12 protein-coding genes are annotated in these 14,515 nt (G+C 68.5%); all 12 read right to left on the bottom strand.

Going from position 1 to position 14,515, the window contains the following annotated elements:
- Window positions 1–48: 48 nt before the first annotated feature.
- Window positions 49–1,749 carry a ribonuclease J gene (locus BLR95_RS09565; RefSeq protein WP_092618935.1) on the bottom strand — a complete coding sequence of 567 codons (1,701 nt, stop codon included), beginning with the start codon at window positions 1,747–1,749 and terminating at the stop codon, window positions 49–51.
- Window positions 1,750–1,786: 37 nt separating this feature from the next.
- Entirely contained in the window at window positions 1,787–2,560 is a 774-nt protein-coding gene (locus tag BLR95_RS09560) for a type III pantothenate kinase (RefSeq protein WP_092618932.1), read from the bottom strand.
- A 3-nt stretch (window positions 2,561–2,563) separates the two neighbouring features.
- The gene (locus BLR95_RS09555; protein WP_245689404.1) at window positions 2,564–3,388 is read right to left on the bottom strand and encodes a biotin--[acetyl-CoA-carboxylase] ligase; all 825 of its coding nucleotides are present in this window, start codon (window positions 3,386–3,388) and stop codon (window positions 2,564–2,566) included.
- Window positions 3,385–4,902, bottom strand: coding sequence for an NADH-quinone oxidoreductase subunit NuoN (gene nuoN, locus BLR95_RS09550; RefSeq protein ID WP_092618929.1), 1,518 nt, complete (start codon window positions 4,900–4,902; stop codon window positions 3,385–3,387). The genes BLR95_RS09555 and nuoN overlap by 4 nt, the downstream gene beginning before the upstream one ends.
- A 57-nt stretch (window positions 4,903–4,959) precedes the next feature.
- A complete protein-coding gene (locus tag BLR95_RS09545; RefSeq protein WP_092618926.1) occupies window positions 4,960–6,474 on the bottom strand; it encodes an NADH-quinone oxidoreductase subunit M in 1,515 nt (504 codons plus the stop codon).
- Between the two features lie 34 nt (window positions 6,475–6,508).
- On the bottom strand, window positions 6,509–8,440 hold the full coding sequence (nuoL, locus tag BLR95_RS09540; RefSeq protein ID WP_092618923.1) for an NADH-quinone oxidoreductase subunit L: 1,932 nt from the start codon (window positions 8,438–8,440) through the stop codon (window positions 6,509–6,511).
- Between the two features lie 12 nt (window positions 8,441–8,452).
- Window positions 8,453–8,761 (bottom strand): NADH-quinone oxidoreductase subunit NuoK, encoded by a 309-nt coding sequence (gene nuoK, locus BLR95_RS09535; RefSeq protein WP_092619157.1) that lies wholly within the window; start codon window positions 8,759–8,761, stop codon window positions 8,453–8,455.
- A 7-nt stretch (window positions 8,762–8,768) separates the two neighbouring features.
- Window positions 8,769–9,383 carry an NADH-quinone oxidoreductase subunit J gene (locus BLR95_RS09530; protein ID WP_176787757.1) on the bottom strand — a complete coding sequence of 205 codons (615 nt, stop codon included), beginning with the start codon at window positions 9,381–9,383 and terminating at the stop codon, window positions 8,769–8,771.
- A 203-nt stretch (window positions 9,384–9,586) separates the two neighbouring features.
- Window positions 9,587–10,075, bottom strand: coding sequence for an NADH-quinone oxidoreductase subunit NuoI (gene nuoI, locus BLR95_RS09525; protein ID WP_092618920.1), 489 nt, complete (start codon window positions 10,073–10,075; stop codon window positions 9,587–9,589).
- Window positions 10,076–10,111: 36 nt separating this feature from the next.
- Window positions 10,112–11,122, bottom strand: coding sequence for an NADH-quinone oxidoreductase subunit NuoH (gene nuoH, locus BLR95_RS09520; RefSeq protein ID WP_092618917.1), 1,011 nt, complete (start codon window positions 11,120–11,122; stop codon window positions 10,112–10,114).
- The gene (nuoG, locus tag BLR95_RS09515; RefSeq protein ID WP_092618914.1) at window positions 11,115–13,196 is read right to left on the bottom strand and encodes an NADH-quinone oxidoreductase subunit NuoG; all 2,082 of its coding nucleotides are present in this window, start codon (window positions 13,194–13,196) and stop codon (window positions 11,115–11,117) included. Before nuoG ends, nuoH begins: the two co-directional genes overlap by 8 nt.
- A gap of 24 nt (window positions 13,197–13,220) precedes the next feature.
- A complete protein-coding gene (nuoF, locus tag BLR95_RS09510; RefSeq protein WP_092618911.1) occupies window positions 13,221–14,513 on the bottom strand; it encodes an NADH-quinone oxidoreductase subunit NuoF in 1,293 nt (430 codons plus the stop codon).
- Window positions 14,514–14,515: the final 2 nt, after the last annotated feature.

The following is a 14,515-nucleotide window of genomic DNA, read 5'->3' as shown; positions in this document are numbered from 1 at the left end:
CTTCTGGGCCCCGCGCTTTGCGGGCCACGAAACGGGTCGGGTCGCTTTCTATATTCGGATCAGATGCACGTCGGTCAACGGCTTGCGGCCCTGGTCGCGCTGGAAGGCGCGGCGCAGGGCGGTGCGCGCCGCCTCGGCCACCGCCTCGTCGTCGCCGGCGTCGCGGCGGTCCAGGCGATTGACGGCGCGGCGTACCACCTCGACGATCTGGCGCACCTCGTCGTCCTCCTCCTCGCCCGGCTCGAACAGGCCGTGGGTGGTGATCATCGGCGCCCGGGCCAGATTGCCGGCCCGATCCAGCACCAGGGTAATGACCGCCGCCCCGTGCATCACCATCCGCTTGCGGTCGCGCAGGGTGGCGCTGTTCAGCGGCACGATGCGCTCGCCGTCCAGGGCCAGGCGGCCGGTCGGCACCTCGGCGATGACGCCGGCCTCGTCTATGGGCGCCAGGGCGACCAGATCACCGTTCTCGATGACCAGGGCGCGCCCCGCCCCGCTGGCCTCGGCGACCCGGGCGTGCTCCTCCAGGTGGCGCCGCTCGCCGTGCACCGGCACCGCCAGGGCGGGACGCAGCAGGCCGTACATCTCTTCCACCTCGGCCCGCCCCGGATGGCCCGAGACGTGGATCGGCTGGTCGTAGTCGGTGATCACCCGCACGCCGCGCCGGACCAGTTGGTTCTGCATGCGGAAGATGGCCTTCTCGTTGCCCGGAATGACGCGGGACGAGAACACCGTCACGTCGCCCGAGCCAAGCGCGATGTGCGGATGGCTGCCGAAGGCGATGCGGGCCAGGGCGGCGCGCGATTCGCCCTGGCTGCCGGTGACGATGTAGAGCACCCGATCATCGGGCAGGTGGGTCGCCTCGTCGGCCTCGAGGAAGGTCGGGCCGTCGGCCAGATAGCCGGTGGCCCGCGCCGTGGCCACCATGCGCCACAGGCTGCGCCCGGCCAGACAGACCTCGCGCCCGACCCGGCGCGCCGCCTCGGCGATGCTCGACAAGCGGGCGATGTTGGAGGCAAAGCAGGCCACCGCGATGCGCCCCGCGCCCTCCTCGTGCAACTCCTTGACCAGGGCGCACAGGCCATCGCGCGCCTCGGCCTCCGAGCCGGCCCGCCCGGGGGTGAAGATGTTGGTCGAATCGCCGAAGTAGGCCAGCACCCCCTCGTCGCCGATGGCGGCCAGCCGCGCGGTGTCGGCGGGGCCGGAGATCAGCGGCTCGGGGTCCAGCTTCCAGTCGCCGGAATGGGCCACCAGGCCGACCGGGGTGCGGATGATCAGGTTGTTGGGCTCGGGGATGGAGTGAGCCTGGAAGACGTACTCCAAGTCGAACGGCCCGACCGTGAAGCGCCCTTTGAGCGGCACCTCGATGATCGGCACCTCCTTGTCCAGTCCCTCCTCGGCCAGCTTGGTCCTGAGGAAGGTGGCGGTGAACGGGGTGGCATAGACCGGGCAGCCGAGATCGGGCCACAGATAGGGGATGGCGCCCAGGTGGTCCTCGTGGGCGTGGGTCAGCACGATGCCGACCAGCTCGTCGGTGCGGGCTTCGATGAAGGCGGTGTCCGGCATGATGACGTCGATGCCGGGAATGGCGCTTTCCTCGAAGGTGACCCCACAGTCGACCATCAGCCAGGCGCCGTCATGGCCGTAAAGGGCCAGATTCATGCCGATCTCGCCGACCCCGCCAAGGGGGACGAACCACAAATCGTCCGGGCCGGGGGTCAGGCTGTCGAGGTCGGGGGAGGAACTCATCAGGCGGGGTGCTTTCCTGGATACGGTGAAAAGGAACTCAGGTGGCGGTGTTGCGGCGATGGATCTCGCGCAGACCCTTCAGGGTCAGGTCGGGGTCGTAGTGGTCGATGGCCTCGGTGCCCTCGCCGAACAGCGAGGCCAGGCCGCCGGTGGCGATCACCCGCATCGGCTCCCCGGCCTCCTCGGCGATGCGCCGCACCATGCCCTCGATCAGGCTGACATAGCCCCAGTAGATGCCCGAGCGCATGGCGCTGACCGTCGCCTTGCCGATCACCGAAGGCGGCCGGCCGACCGCCACCCGGGGCAACTGGGCGGCCGCCGTGTGCAGCGCCTGAAGCGACAGGTTGGGGCCCGGGGCGATGGCCCCGCCCAGGTAGTTGCCGTCCCTGTCCACCACGTCGAAGGTGGTGGCGGTGCCGAAATCGACCACGATCAGCGGCCCGCCGTATTCGATGTGGGCCCCCACCGCGTTGACCAGACGGTCGGCGCCGACCTCTTCCGGGCGGTCCATCAGGATGTCGATGCCCAGGTCCACCCCGGGCGTGCCGACGATCAGCGGATCGACCCCGAAATAGGCCCGGCACAGGGTTTTGAGGTCGAACAGGCTGGCCGGCACCACGCTGGCGATGATGGCCTCGGTGATGTCGGCCGGGGTCAGGCCTTTCAGGGCCATCAGTTGGCCCAGCCACACCCCGTACTCGTCGGCGGTGCGGTCGGCCCGGGTCGAGGAGCGCCACTCGGCGACCACGGTGGCGCCATCGAACACCGCGAACACGGTGTTGGTGTTGCCGGAATCAATGGCCAGCAGCATCCGTCAAGGGTCCCTGTCCGGAAAGTGGATGTCGGCGGCGAGCAGGCGCTCCCGCCCGGTTTCGGTGTCGAGCACCAGCGCCCCGTCGGGGTCGATGTCGGCAAACACCCCGTGGCGCTTGCCGGTGCCCAGCCGGGCCTCGATCGGCCCGCCCAGGCCGTGGGCCCGCTCGAGCCAGGCGGCGCGGATCGGCGCGAAACCCTGATGGCGCCACACCGCGAGCCACACCGCAAGGCGCGGCACCAGGGCGGCGAGCAGGGCATCGCGCCCCGGCGCCGGACCGGCGTCGGCCAGACGGCCGGGGGGGAAGGCCATTTCCGGCCCGCGCGGCGGGGCCCAGGCCAGATTGACCCCCAGGCCGAGCACCAGCCACGGCCCGCCGTCTGTCCCAAGCGCCGTCTCCAGCAGCAGGCCGGCCACCTTGCGGCCGTCGAGCAACAGGTCGTTGGGCCATTTCAGGGCCGGCGCGGCGGCCGGCATCAGGGCGGCCACCGCCTCGGCCAGGGCCACCCCGGCGACAAAGCCGACCTCGGCCAGACGGGCCGGCCCGGCGGCCCCATCCAGCAGCACCGAGACATAGAGGTTGCCCGGCGGGCTGTGCCAGTCGCGGCCCTGGCGACCGCGCCCCGCCGTCTGCTGGTCGGCGACCAGCACCACGCCCTCGGCCGGCGCGCCATCGAACGGCGCGCCCCGCCCCTCGGCCCAGCGCACCAGGGTGGCGTTGGTGCCGTCCACCTCGTCCCGGCAGAGCAGCCGCCAGCCGGGCGGCAGCGCGGCCTCGGCCTGGGGCAGCGGGGAAGCTGGGGTGCCGCCCTGGAGGGCGGTCAATGTCCGTCCCCGGAGGCGTCCCCGGTTGCCTCGGCCGCCGCCGGCGCAAGTTCACCGACAGTCGATGCCCCAACAATCGGGGCGGCGGCCGCGTCGGCCGGGGTGGTCAGCCGGGCCGGCACCACCGAGAAGAACAGCACAAGCAGGCTGCTCACCGCCAGCACCGCCGCCGTCGGCTTGTCCAGCGTCCTGTCGAAGCCGTCCACCGGCTGGTCGAAATACATCACCTTGATGATCCTGAGGTAGTAGTAGGCCGCCACCACGCTGGACAGCACGCCGATGATGGCCAGCGTCACCTGCCCGGCGTGGATCGCCGCCAGGAAGACGTGGAACTTGGCGAAGAAGCCGGCCAGCGGCGGAATGCCGGCCATGGAGAACATCAGGATGCCCATGGCGGCGGCCAGCATGGGATTGGTGCGGGCCATGCCGGCCATGTCCGGGATGTTCTCGACCAGCCGGCCATGCTGGCGCAGCGACAGGATGACCGCGAAGACGCCAACGTTCATCACCACATAGATGGTCAGGTAGACGAGCAGCCCGCGCACCCCTTCCGGGCTGGCGGCGGCGAGGCCCATCAGCGCATAGCCCACATGGCCGATCGAGCTGTAGGCCATCAGCCGCTTGATGTTGTTCTGCGGGATGGCGGCGAAGGCGCCCCAGATCATCGAGGCGGCGGCGATCAGCACGATGATCTGCTGCCAGTCACCCACCATGCCCAGGAACGGCCCCATGGCGACCCGCACCAAAAGGGTCAGGGCGGCCACCTTGGGGGCCACCGAGAAGAAGGCGGTGACCGGGGTGGGGGCGCCCTCGTAGACATCCGGCGTCCACATGTGGAAGGGCACGGCGGAAACCTTGAAGGCCAGCGCGGCGAGCACGAAGACCAGCCCGATCATCGCCCCGATGTGCCCCTCGCCATCGCCCAGCACGGTGGCCAGGGCGGCGAAGTCGGTGGTCCCGGCGAAGCCATAGACCAGCGAGGCGCCATAGAGGTAGAGGCCCGAGGCCACCGAGCCGAGCACGAAGTACTTGAGCCCCGCCTCGCTGGCCTTGACGTTGCCGCGCTGGAAGGCGGCCAGCACGTAGAGCGCCAGCGACTGAAGCTCGAGCCCCATGTACAGCGACATCAGGTTGCCGGCCGAGATCATCATCATCATGCCGAGCACGGCGAAGAGGACCAGCACCGGGAACTCGAAACGGGCCTCGCCCTCGCGATCCAGCCAGCTCAGCGACATGGCCAGGGTCGCCGCCGCGCCGCCCAGGGTCAGCAGCTTGGCGAAGCGGGTGAAGGCGTCGGTCACGAACATGCCGCCGAAGGTGCTGGCCGGCGCCGTCTGCCAGACCAGGGCGGCGGTGATGGCCAGCACCAGCAGGCTCAGCCAGCCGACCAGCCCCGCCGTCGCCGCCGCCGTGCCCTGACGGAACACCCCGAGCATGAGCAGAACAAGCCCGGCCACCGCGAGAACCATCTCGGGCAGGACGGGAAGCAACGGCGGCAGGACGGGGTCGGTCATGGCGTTGGTCGTGCTTTCTGTTCGTTCCTGAGGAAACTTGCCGGGGGAACTTGCCGATCAGGCGCCACCAGCCGGGGCGGCGTGCCCCAGGGCGGCCTGGTAGTTGTCGATCAGGTTGGCCACCGAGGCATGCATCACCTCAAGGAAGGGCAGCGGGTAAAGGCCCATCCACAGCACCACCAGCGCCAGCGGGGCCAGGATGGCGATCTCGCGGCCCGAGAGGTCGGGCAGCACGCGCACCTCGTCGCGCACCAGCTTGCCGTAGATCACCCGGCGGTACAGGTACAGCATGTAGGTGGCGCCCAGGATGATGCCGGTGGTGGCGAACAGCGCCACCCAGGTGTTGGCCTGGAAGGTGCCGATGAGGACCAGGAACTCGCCGACGAAGCCGCTGGTTCCGGGCAGGCCGACGCTGGCCAGCATGAACAGCATGAACAGCAGGGCATAGCGCGGCATGTTGGTGGCGAGGCCCCCGTAGCGGGAAATCTCGCGGGTGTGCAGGCGGTCGTAGACCACCCCGACGCACAGGAACAGGGCGCCCGAGACGATGCCGTGCGACAGCATCTGGAAGACCGCGCCTTCCACCGCCTGCTGGGTCATGGCGAAGATGCCGATGGTCACGAAGCCCATGTGGGCCACCGAGCTGTAGGCGATCAGCTTCTTCATGTCCTCCTGGACCAGGGCGACCAGCGAGGTATAGACGATGGCGATGATCGACAGGGTGTAGACCAGGGGCGTGAAGAACGCGCTGGCCTCGGGCAGGATCGGCACCGAGAAGCGCAGGAAGCCATAGGCGCCCATCTTCAGCAGCACCCCGGCCAGGATCACCGAGCCGGCGGTCGGCGCCTCGACGTGGGCATCGGGCAGCCAGGTGTGCACCGGCCACATCGGCACCTTCACGGCGAAGCTGGCGAACAGGGCCAGCCACAGCCAGATCTGCAGTCTGTAGGGCACCTCGGTGGTCATCAGGGTGGGCACGTCGGTGGTCCCGGCGAGGCCATACAGGGCCAGCAGGGCCAGCAGCATCAGCACCGAGCCGAGCAGCGTATAAAGGAAGAACTTGAAGGCGGCATAGATGCGCCGCGCCCCACCCCACACACCGATGATGATGAACATGGGGATCAGCACGCCCTCGAAGAAGACGTAGAACAGCACGTAGTCGAGGGCACAGAACATGCCCACCATCATGGTCTCCAGGACCAGGAAGGCGACCATGTATTCCTTCACCCGATCCTTCACCGACTCCCACGACGCCAGGATGCACAGCGGCGTCAGGAAGGTGGACAGCAAAACGAAGAACATGGAGATGCCGTCCACCCCCATGTGATAGGCGATCCTGTACTCGGGCAGCCAGTCCAGGCGCTCGACGAACTGGAACTCGTGGGTCCCCGTCTCGAAGCCGAACCACAGGAACAGGCTGAGCAGAAAGGTCGCACCACTGACCATCAGGGCGACGTTGCGGGCGTTGCTGGCGACCAGCTCGGGGTTCTCCGAGCGGGCGAAGACAAGAATGAACGCCACCCCGGCCAGGGGCAGGAACGTCACCAGCGAAAGCAGCGGAAATCCGGTCATTGCGTTGGTGTCCCTTGAAGCCTCTCTGTCCGGATCAACCGAAGATGCCAATGACGAAGTAGGTGACGAAGGCGGCGACGCCCAGCATCATGGCCAGGGCGTAGTGGATGACCAACCCCGACTGCAAACGGCCGACGCGGCGCGCCACGTCCTTCACGGCGGCGGCCACCCCGTCCGGGCCGACGCCGTCGATCAGGGCCCCGTCGCCGCCCTTCCACAGGGCGCGCCCGACCCGGAAGGCGGGGCGCACGAAAATGCGGTCGTAGAGCTCGTCGAAGTACCACTTGTTGAGCAGGAAGCGGTACAGGCGCGGGAAGCCGGCGGCCAGCGCGGCCGGCACCTCGGGCGCCATCTGGTACATCACATAGGCGGCGGCGATGCCGGCCAGGGCGACCACCACCGGCAGCGCCTTGACCCACAGGGCCACATGGTGCGCCGCCTCGATGCTGTCGTTGCCGTCCCGCACCAGGATCGACTGGGCCCAGAAGACGGCGCGGCCGTCGCCGACGAACAGATCATAGCCGATGAAGCCCGAGAAGATCGCCCCCAGGGCCAGCACCATCAGCGGCACGGTCATCACCGGCGGGCTTTCGTGGACGTGGGCCATCACGTGCTCGTCGGCCCGCGGCTTGCCGTGGAAGGTCATCAACAGCAGGCGCCAGGAGTAGAAGGCGGTCATCAGGGCGGCCATCACGCCCAGCCAGTAGGCCAGCTGGCCGACCACGCTGTGCGCCCCGAACGCGGCCTCGAGGATCATGTCCTTGGAGTAGTAGCCGGCGAAGAAGGGAATGCCGGCCAGGGCCAGCGAGCCGATCCACATCATGGCGTAGGTCAGCTTGATGTGGCGCCAGATGCCGCCCATGCGGCGCATGTCCTGCTCGTCGCTCATGGCGTGGATGACCGAGCCGGCGCCCAGGAACAACAGCGATTTGAAGAAGGCGTGGGTCATCAGGTGGAAGATGGCCGCCGGATAGGCCGACACCCCCAGGGCGAAGAACATGTAGCCCAACTGTGAGCAGGTGGAATAGGCGATCACCCGCTTGATGTCGTTCTGCACGCAGCCCACCGTGGCGGCGAAGAAGGCGGTCGCCGCGCCGACCAGCGTCACCACCGACAGCGCGGTGGTCGAGAACTCGAACAGCGGACTCATGCGGGCCACCATGAACACCCCGGCGGTGACCATGGTGGCGGCGTGGATCAGGGCGGAGACCGGGGTCGGGCCCTCCATGGCGTCGGGCAGCCAGGTGTGCAGGCCGATTTGCGCCGACTTGCCCATGGCGCCGAGGAACAGCAGCAGGCAAATGGCGGTGATGGCGTTCACCTCCATGCCGAAGATGTTGAAGGTCTCCCCGGCCCGCTCCGGCGCGGCGGCGAAGATGGCGTCCAGTTCCACCGTGCCGAAGAACAGGAAGGCGCCGAAGATGCCCAGCATGAAGCCGAAATCGCCGACCCGGTTGACGATGAAGGCCTTGATCGCCGCCGCGTTGGCCGAGGGGCGCTCGTACCAGAAGCCGATCAGAAGGTACGAGGCGACGCCGACTCCCTCCCAGCCGAAGAACATCTGCACCAGGTTGTCGGCCGTCACCAGCATCAGCATGGCGAAGGTGAAGAACGACATGTAGGCCATGAACCTGGGCTTGGAGAGGTCATGGGCCATGTAGCCGATGGAGTAGACATGGACCATGAACGACACCCAGGTGACGGTCAGCACCATCACCGCGGTCAGGGTGTCGAATTTCAGGGCCCAGTCGAAGGCCAGCGGGCCGCTTTCGATCCAGCGCAGCAGGGGAACGGTGATCTCCTCGCCACCCAGCGCCACCTGGTTGAAGATGAGGATCGACAGAACGGCCGACACACCGACCGCCCCGCAGGTCAGAAGCTGGGCGTTGCGGTCGCCGAGCGTGCGCCCGAACAGGCCGGTGACGATGGCCGCGGCAAGCGGCAGGAAGATGGTCAGGGTGTACATCGGCCCGCTCTCTCAGCCCTTCATCTGGTTCACGTCCTCGACCTCGATCGAGCCGCGATTGCGGAAGAAGACCACCACGATGGCCAGTCCGATGGCGGCCTCGGCGGCGGCCACGGTAAGGATGAACAGGGTGAACACCTGGCCCGCCAGATCGCCCAGATGGGCCGAGAAGGCGACCAGATTGATGTTCACCGCCAGCAGCATCAACTCGACCGCCATCAGGATGACGATGATGTTCTTGCGGTTGATGAAGACGCCGACCACGCCAAGGCAGAAGATGACGGCGGCGACCACCAGGTAGTGGGTCAGGGAAAGTGCCATCATGGGATCACACCCCTCCCCGCGGCGGCACGTCGACCAGGGTCAATTCATCCTCCTTGCGCCGCGCGATCTGCTCGGGGATGCGCTGCTTCCTGACCCCCTCGCGGCGTCGATGGGTGAGCACGATGGCGCCCACCATGGCGACCAGCAGGATCAGCCCGGCGGCCTGGAAGAGGTACAGGAAATCGGTGTAGAGGATCGCCCCCAAAGCCTCGGTGTTGGGTGTTTCGGCGAGGTCCGGGGTGGGCGCCTGCCGCACCCCTTGGGCCTCGGGCGCCACCGCCCAGCCGCCGACCAGCACCAGCAGCTCGGCCAGCAGCACGAAGCCCACCGCCACCACCATCGGCACGTGCTCGACGAAGCCCTCGCGCAGGGTGGCCACGTTGAGGTCGAGCATCATCACCACGAACAGGAACAGCACCGCCACCGCCCCCACGTAGACGATGACCAGCAACATGGCGACGAACTCGGCCCCGGTCAGCACGAACAGGCCGGCCCCGTTGAAGAAGGCCAGGATCAGCCACAGCACGGCATGCACGCTGTTGCGCTGGGTGATCACCATGCCGGCGGAAAGCACCGCCACCGTGGCGAACAGGTAGAAGGCCAGGGCCTGTACGATCATCTCACTCCCTCTCTCGGCGGATCGGTCGCGGGCCCTGGTTTCAAGCGGCGGGCCGGGGCGGGGGATTTTGGTGCTTGGGCCCCGAAGCGGGGCCGGGTGGTGCTTGGCCCCCGAAGCGGGGCCGGGTGGTGCTTGGCCCCCGAAGCGGGGCCGGGTGGTGGTTGCGCCCCGAAGCGGGGCCGGGCAGCGGATAGGCGACGTTCTTAGCGGTAGGGGGCATCCAGTTCCAGACGGCGGGCGATCTCGGCTTCCCAGCGCTCGCCGTTGGCCAGAAGCTTGCTCTTGTCGTACAGCAATTCCTCGCGGGTCTCGGTGGCGAACTCGAAGTTGGGACCCTCGACGATGGCATCCACCGGGCAGGCTTCCTGGCAGAAGCCGCAGTAGATGCACTTGGTCATGTCGATATCATAGCGCGTCGTGCGCCGCGAGCCGTCGTCCCGCGCCTCGGCCTCGATGGTGATGGCCAGGGCCGGGCAGACGGCCTCGCACAGCTTGCAGGCGATGCAGCGTTCCTCGCCGTTGGGATAACGCCGAAGGGCGTGCTCGCCCCGGAAACGCGGCGACAGGGCGCCCTTTTCGTAGGGGTAGTTCAGGGTCACCTTGGGCTTCAGGAAGTACTGGAAGGTCTTGGCGAAGCCTTCCAGCAACTCCCACAGCAGGACGGCGCGGGCGGTGCGGTCGAGAAAGGACATGGCGTGGCTCCGTTCGGCTCCTCTCGGTTCGGCCGCTTATTCGGGCAGGTTGCCGGTCAGGGTCAGCACCGAGGCGGTCAGCACCACCCAGATCAGGCTGCCCGGCAGGAACACCTTCCAGCCCAGACGCATCAACTGGTCGTAGCGGAAGCGCGGGAACGCGGCCCGGCACCAGATGAAGACGAACAGCAGCGCCATCACCTTCAGCGAGAACCAGAAAATCCCCGGCAGCCAGTTGAACGGCGCGATGTCCACTGGCGGCAGCCAGCCGCCCAGGAAGAGGATGGTGGCCAGCCCGCTCATCAGGATCATGTTGGCGTATTCGCCCAGGAAGAACAGGGCGAACGGCATGGCCGAGTATTCCACGTTGTAGCCCGAAACCAGCTCGGCCTCGGCCTCCGGCAGGTCGAAGGGGTGGCGGTTGGTCTCGGCCAGGATCGAGATGAAGAACATCACGAACATGGGCAGGTGCGGGATGGCGTACCACAGGCCCTGCTGGGCCTCGACGATGGCGCTCATGTTCAGCGTCCCGGCGCTGAGCAGCACCGAGATGATGATCAGCCCCATGGCCACCTCGTAGGAGACCATCTGCGCCGCCGAGCGCATCGCCCCCAGGAAGGCGTACTTCGAGTTGGAGGCCCAGCCGGCCATGATGATGCCATAGACGCCCATCGAGCTGATGGCGAACAGGTACAGCACGCCGACGTTGATGTCGGCCAGCACCCAGCCGTCATTGACCGGGATCACCGCCCAGGCGACCAGGGCCAGGATGAAGGTCAGCATGGGGGCGGCCAGGAAGACCACCGGGCTGGCCCCGGTGGGGATGATGGTCTCCTTCAGGAACAGCTTCAGGCCGTCGGCGATCGGCTGGAACAGCCCGAACGGGCCGACCACGTTGGGCCCGCGGCGCATCTGCATGGCCCCGATCACCTTGCGCTCGGCATAGGTCAGGTAGGCCACGCTGCCCAGCAGGGGCATGATGATGGCGAAGATGTGCAGCACGATGAGGACCGGGGTCCCCAGGTAGGTGGCGAGAAAATCAACCATCGGTCCCGGTCCGCTCCTCCTGGCTGGCCGTCCCCTGACCCAGGATCTCCGCCACGCAGGCGGCCATGGTCGGCGAGGCCCGACTGATCGGGCAGGTGGTGTAGTAGGTCTTGACGGGGCTCATGAAGGGCTCGCCGCCCGTCTCGCCCGGCTGCCCGAAGGTGCCCCAGACGGCCGGCTCGATGTGGTCCTCGCGGGCCAGATGCGGCACCTCGGCGACCATCGCCCGGCGCAGCTCGGCCAGGCTGTCGAACGGCAGCGGGGCCGGCAGCAGATGCTCCGACAGAGCGCGCAGGATGGCCCAGTCCTCGCGCCCCTGGCCCGGCGGATGGGCCGCCCGGCGGGTGCGCTGGACGCGGCCCTCGGTGTTCACGTAGGTGGCCGGCTTTTCGCTGTAGGCGGCGCCGGGCAGGATGACATCGGCGCGCCGCGCCCCGGCGTCGCCATGGTGGCCCTGGTAGACCACGAAGGCTTTGCCCAGGGCATCCATGTCGATCTCGTCGGCGCCCAGCAGGTAGAGCAGCTTGATCGCCCCCTCGCCGGCCCCCTTGACGATGCCGGCCAGATCGCGCCCGCCGGCGCCCGGCACGAAGCCCAGGTCGAGCCCGCCGACCCGGGCCGCCGCCGTGTGCAGCACGTTGAAGCCGGCCCAGTTACCACCCGCCGCGCCGACCGCCTCGGCCAGGGCGCGGGCCTGGGCCAGGATGGCGGCGCCGTCCGGACGGGCCAGGGCGCCCATGCCGAGCACGATCATCGGCCGCTCGGCGTCCTTCAGCACCTTCAGGAAGTCCCCCTTGCCGGCCGCCAGATCGGCCAGGTCGGCCGGGCCGCTGCCCAGGTGGCGCACCTTGTAGGTCAGCTCGGTCTGCGGCCCGATCACCCCGATGGGGCAACCGCCGGCCCGCCAGCGCTTGCCGATGCGGGCATTGAGGATGGGCGCCTCGCGCCGGGGATCGGTGCCGATCAGCAGGATGGCGTCGGCCTGCTCAATGCCGGCGATGGTGGTGTTGAACAGATAGCCGGCCCGGCACGTGGGATCGAGCGCCGCGCCGTCCTGGCGGCAGTCCAGATGCGGGCTGCCCAGGCTCTGGAAAAGTGACTTCAGGGCGAACATGGCCTCGCAGTCGGCCTGATCGCCGGCCAGCGCGGCCATCTGCTCCCCCTTGAGCCCCTTGGCCGCCTCGGCGACGGCGGCCAGGGCCTCCGACCAGGAGGCCTCGATGAGCTTGCCGTCCCGGCGCACCCAGGGCCTATCAAGCCGGCGGCGCGACAAGCCATCGACCGCGAAGCGGCTCTTGTCGGCCAGCCATTCCTCGTTGATGCCCTCGTTGAGGCGCGGCATGGCGCGCAGCACCTCGTTGCCCCGGGTGTCGAGGAAGACGTTGCTGCCCACCGCGTCGAGCACGTCGATGCTCTCGGTGTGGTGCAGCTCCCAGGGGCGGGCCTTGAAGGCGTAGGGCTTGTTGGTCAGCGCGCCGACCGGGCAGAGGTCGATGATGTTGCCCGACAGTTCGCTGGTCAGGGCCTTTTCCACGTAGGTGGTGATCTCCATCCCCTCGCCGCGCCCGGTGGCCCCCAGCTCGGGCACCCCGGCGATGTCGGTGATGAAGCGGATGCAGCGCGTGCACTGGATGCAGCGGGTCATGTGGGTGCCGACCAGCGGCCCCATGTCCTTGTCCGGCACGGCCCGCTTCATCTCGCCGAAGCGCGAGCGGTCGCGGCCATAGGCCATGGCCTGGTCCTGCAGGTCGCACTCGCCGCCCTGGTCGCAGATCGGGCAGTCCAAGGGGTGGTTGATGAGCAGGAACTCCATCACCGCCCGGCGCGCCTTGACCACCATCGGGCTGTCGGTCTTGATGGTCATGCCGTCGCCCACCGGCAGGGCGCACGAGGCGGCCGGCTTGGGCGGCCCGGGCGAAACCTCGACCAGGCACATGCGGCAATTGCCGGCGATGGCCAGACGCTCGTGATAGCAGAAGCGCGGGATCTCGATGCCCAGCCTCTCGGCCGCCTGGAGGACGGTGGTCCCCGGCTCGACCTCGATCTCGATCCCGTCGATGGTGCACTTGGGCATGGGTGGTCCTGCTTGCTCTCGGTCTTAGGCCGCGGCGCCGGGGGAAATGCGCCTCTTGCGGGCCAGGATGCGGCGTTCCAGCTCGGGCCGGAAGTGGCGGATCAGGCCCTGGATGGGCCACGCGGCGGCATCGCCCAGGGCACAGATGGTGTGCCCTTCGATCTGCCGGGTGACCTCCTCCAGCAGGTCGATCTCCTCGACCTCGGCCTCGCCGCTGACCAGCCGCTCCATGACCCGCATCAGCCAGCCGGTGCCCTCGCGGCACGGCGTGCACTGGCCGCAGCTTTCATGCTTGTAGAACTGCGACAGGCGGTGGATGGCGCGCACCACGTCGGTCGACTTGTCCATCACCATCACCGCCGCCGTGCCCAGACCCGACCTCACCTCTTTCAGCGAGTCGAAGTCCATCAGCACGTCATCGCAGATGCTCTTGGGCAGCAGGGGCACCGAGGCACCGCCGGGGATGATCGCCAGCAGGTTGTCCCAGCCGCCGCGCACGCCGCCGGCGTGGCGCTCGATCAGCTCGCGCAGCGGGATGCCCATTTCCTCTTCCACGTTGCACGGCCGATTGACGTGCCCGGAGATGCAGAAAATCTTGGTGCCCGAGTTGTTGGGCCGGCCCAGGGCGGCGAACCAGTCGCCGCCGCGCCGAAGGATGGTCGGGGCGCAGGCGATGGTTTCCACGTTGTTGACCGTGGTCGGGCAGCCATAAAGCCCCACCCCGGCCGGGAACGGCGGCTTCAGGCGGGGCTGGCCCTTCTTGCCCTCCAGCGACTGGAGCAGCGCCGTTTCCTCGCCGCAGATGTAGGCCCCGGCGCCGCGGTGCAGGTAGACATCCATCTGCCAGCCGCTGCCGCAGGAATCGGGGCCGATCAGGCCCGCGTCATAGGCCTCGTCGATGGCCCTTTGCAGGGCCTCGGCCTCGCGGAAGAACTCGCCGCGGATGTAGATGTAGGCGACGTGGGCGCGCATGGCGAAGCCGGCGATCAGGCAGCCCTCGACCAGCTTGTGCGGGTCGTGGCGCAGGATGTCGCGGTCCTTGCAGGTGCCGGGCTCGCCCTCGTCGGCGTTGACCACCAGATAGTGCGGGCGCGGGCCTTCCTGCTTGGGCATGAACGACCACTTGACGCCGGCCGGAAAACCGGCCCCGCCCCGACCGCGCAGACCGGCGGCCTTGATCTCCTCGATGATCGCTTCCTGACCCCGGGCCAGGATGTCCTTGGTGCCATCCCAGTCGCCGCGCTTGCGGGCCCCGGCCAGGAAGGGGTCGTGGCGGCCGTAGAGATTGGTGAAGATGCGGTCGACGTCGTTCAGCATCG

The organism is Roseospirillum parvum (genome assembly GCF_900100455.1).
Classification (GTDB): Bacteria; Pseudomonadota; Alphaproteobacteria; order Rhodospirillales; family Rhodospirillaceae; genus Roseospirillum; species Roseospirillum parvum.
Note: the sequence above shows the minus strand (reverse complement) of the source record. Positions and strands in the feature narration are given on the sequence as shown.

Coding starts and splice junctions, on each gene's coding strand:
- BLR95_RS09565 (WP_092618935.1), bottom strand. CDS start 1,749: ATGAGTTCCTCCCCCGACCTCGACAGCCTGACCCCCGGCCCGGACGAT.
- BLR95_RS09560 (WP_092618932.1), bottom strand. CDS start 2,560: ATGCTGCTGGCCATTGATTCCGGCAACACCAACACCGTGTTCGCGGTG.
- nuoN (WP_092618929.1), bottom strand. CDS start 4,902: ATGACCGACCCCGTCCTGCCGCCGTTGCTTCCCGTCCTGCCCGAGATG.
- BLR95_RS09545 (WP_092618926.1), bottom strand. CDS start 6,474: ATGACCGGATTTCCGCTGCTTTCGCTGGTGACGTTCCTGCCCCTGGCC.
- nuoL (WP_092618923.1), bottom strand. CDS start 8,440: ATGTACACCCTGACCATCTTCCTGCCGCTTGCCGCGGCCATCGTCACC.
- nuoK (WP_092619157.1), bottom strand. CDS start 8,761: ATGGCACTTTCCCTGACCCACTACCTGGTGGTCGCCGCCGTCATCTTC.
- BLR95_RS09530 (WP_176787757.1), bottom strand. CDS start 9,383: ATGATCGTACAGGCCCTGGCCTTCTACCTGTTCGCCACGGTGGCGGTG.
- nuoI (WP_092618920.1), bottom strand. CDS start 10,075: ATGTCCTTTCTCGACCGCACCGCCCGCGCCGTCCTGCTGTGGGAGTTG.
- nuoH (WP_092618917.1), bottom strand. CDS start 11,122: ATGGTTGATTTTCTCGCCACCTACCTGGGGACCCCGGTCCTCATCGTG.
- nuoG (WP_092618914.1), bottom strand. CDS start 13,196: ATGCCCAAGTGCACCATCGACGGGATCGAGATCGAGGTCGAGCCGGGG.
- nuoF (WP_092618911.1), bottom strand. CDS start 14,513: ATGCTGAACGACGTCGACCGCATCTTCACCAATCTCTACGGCCGCCAC.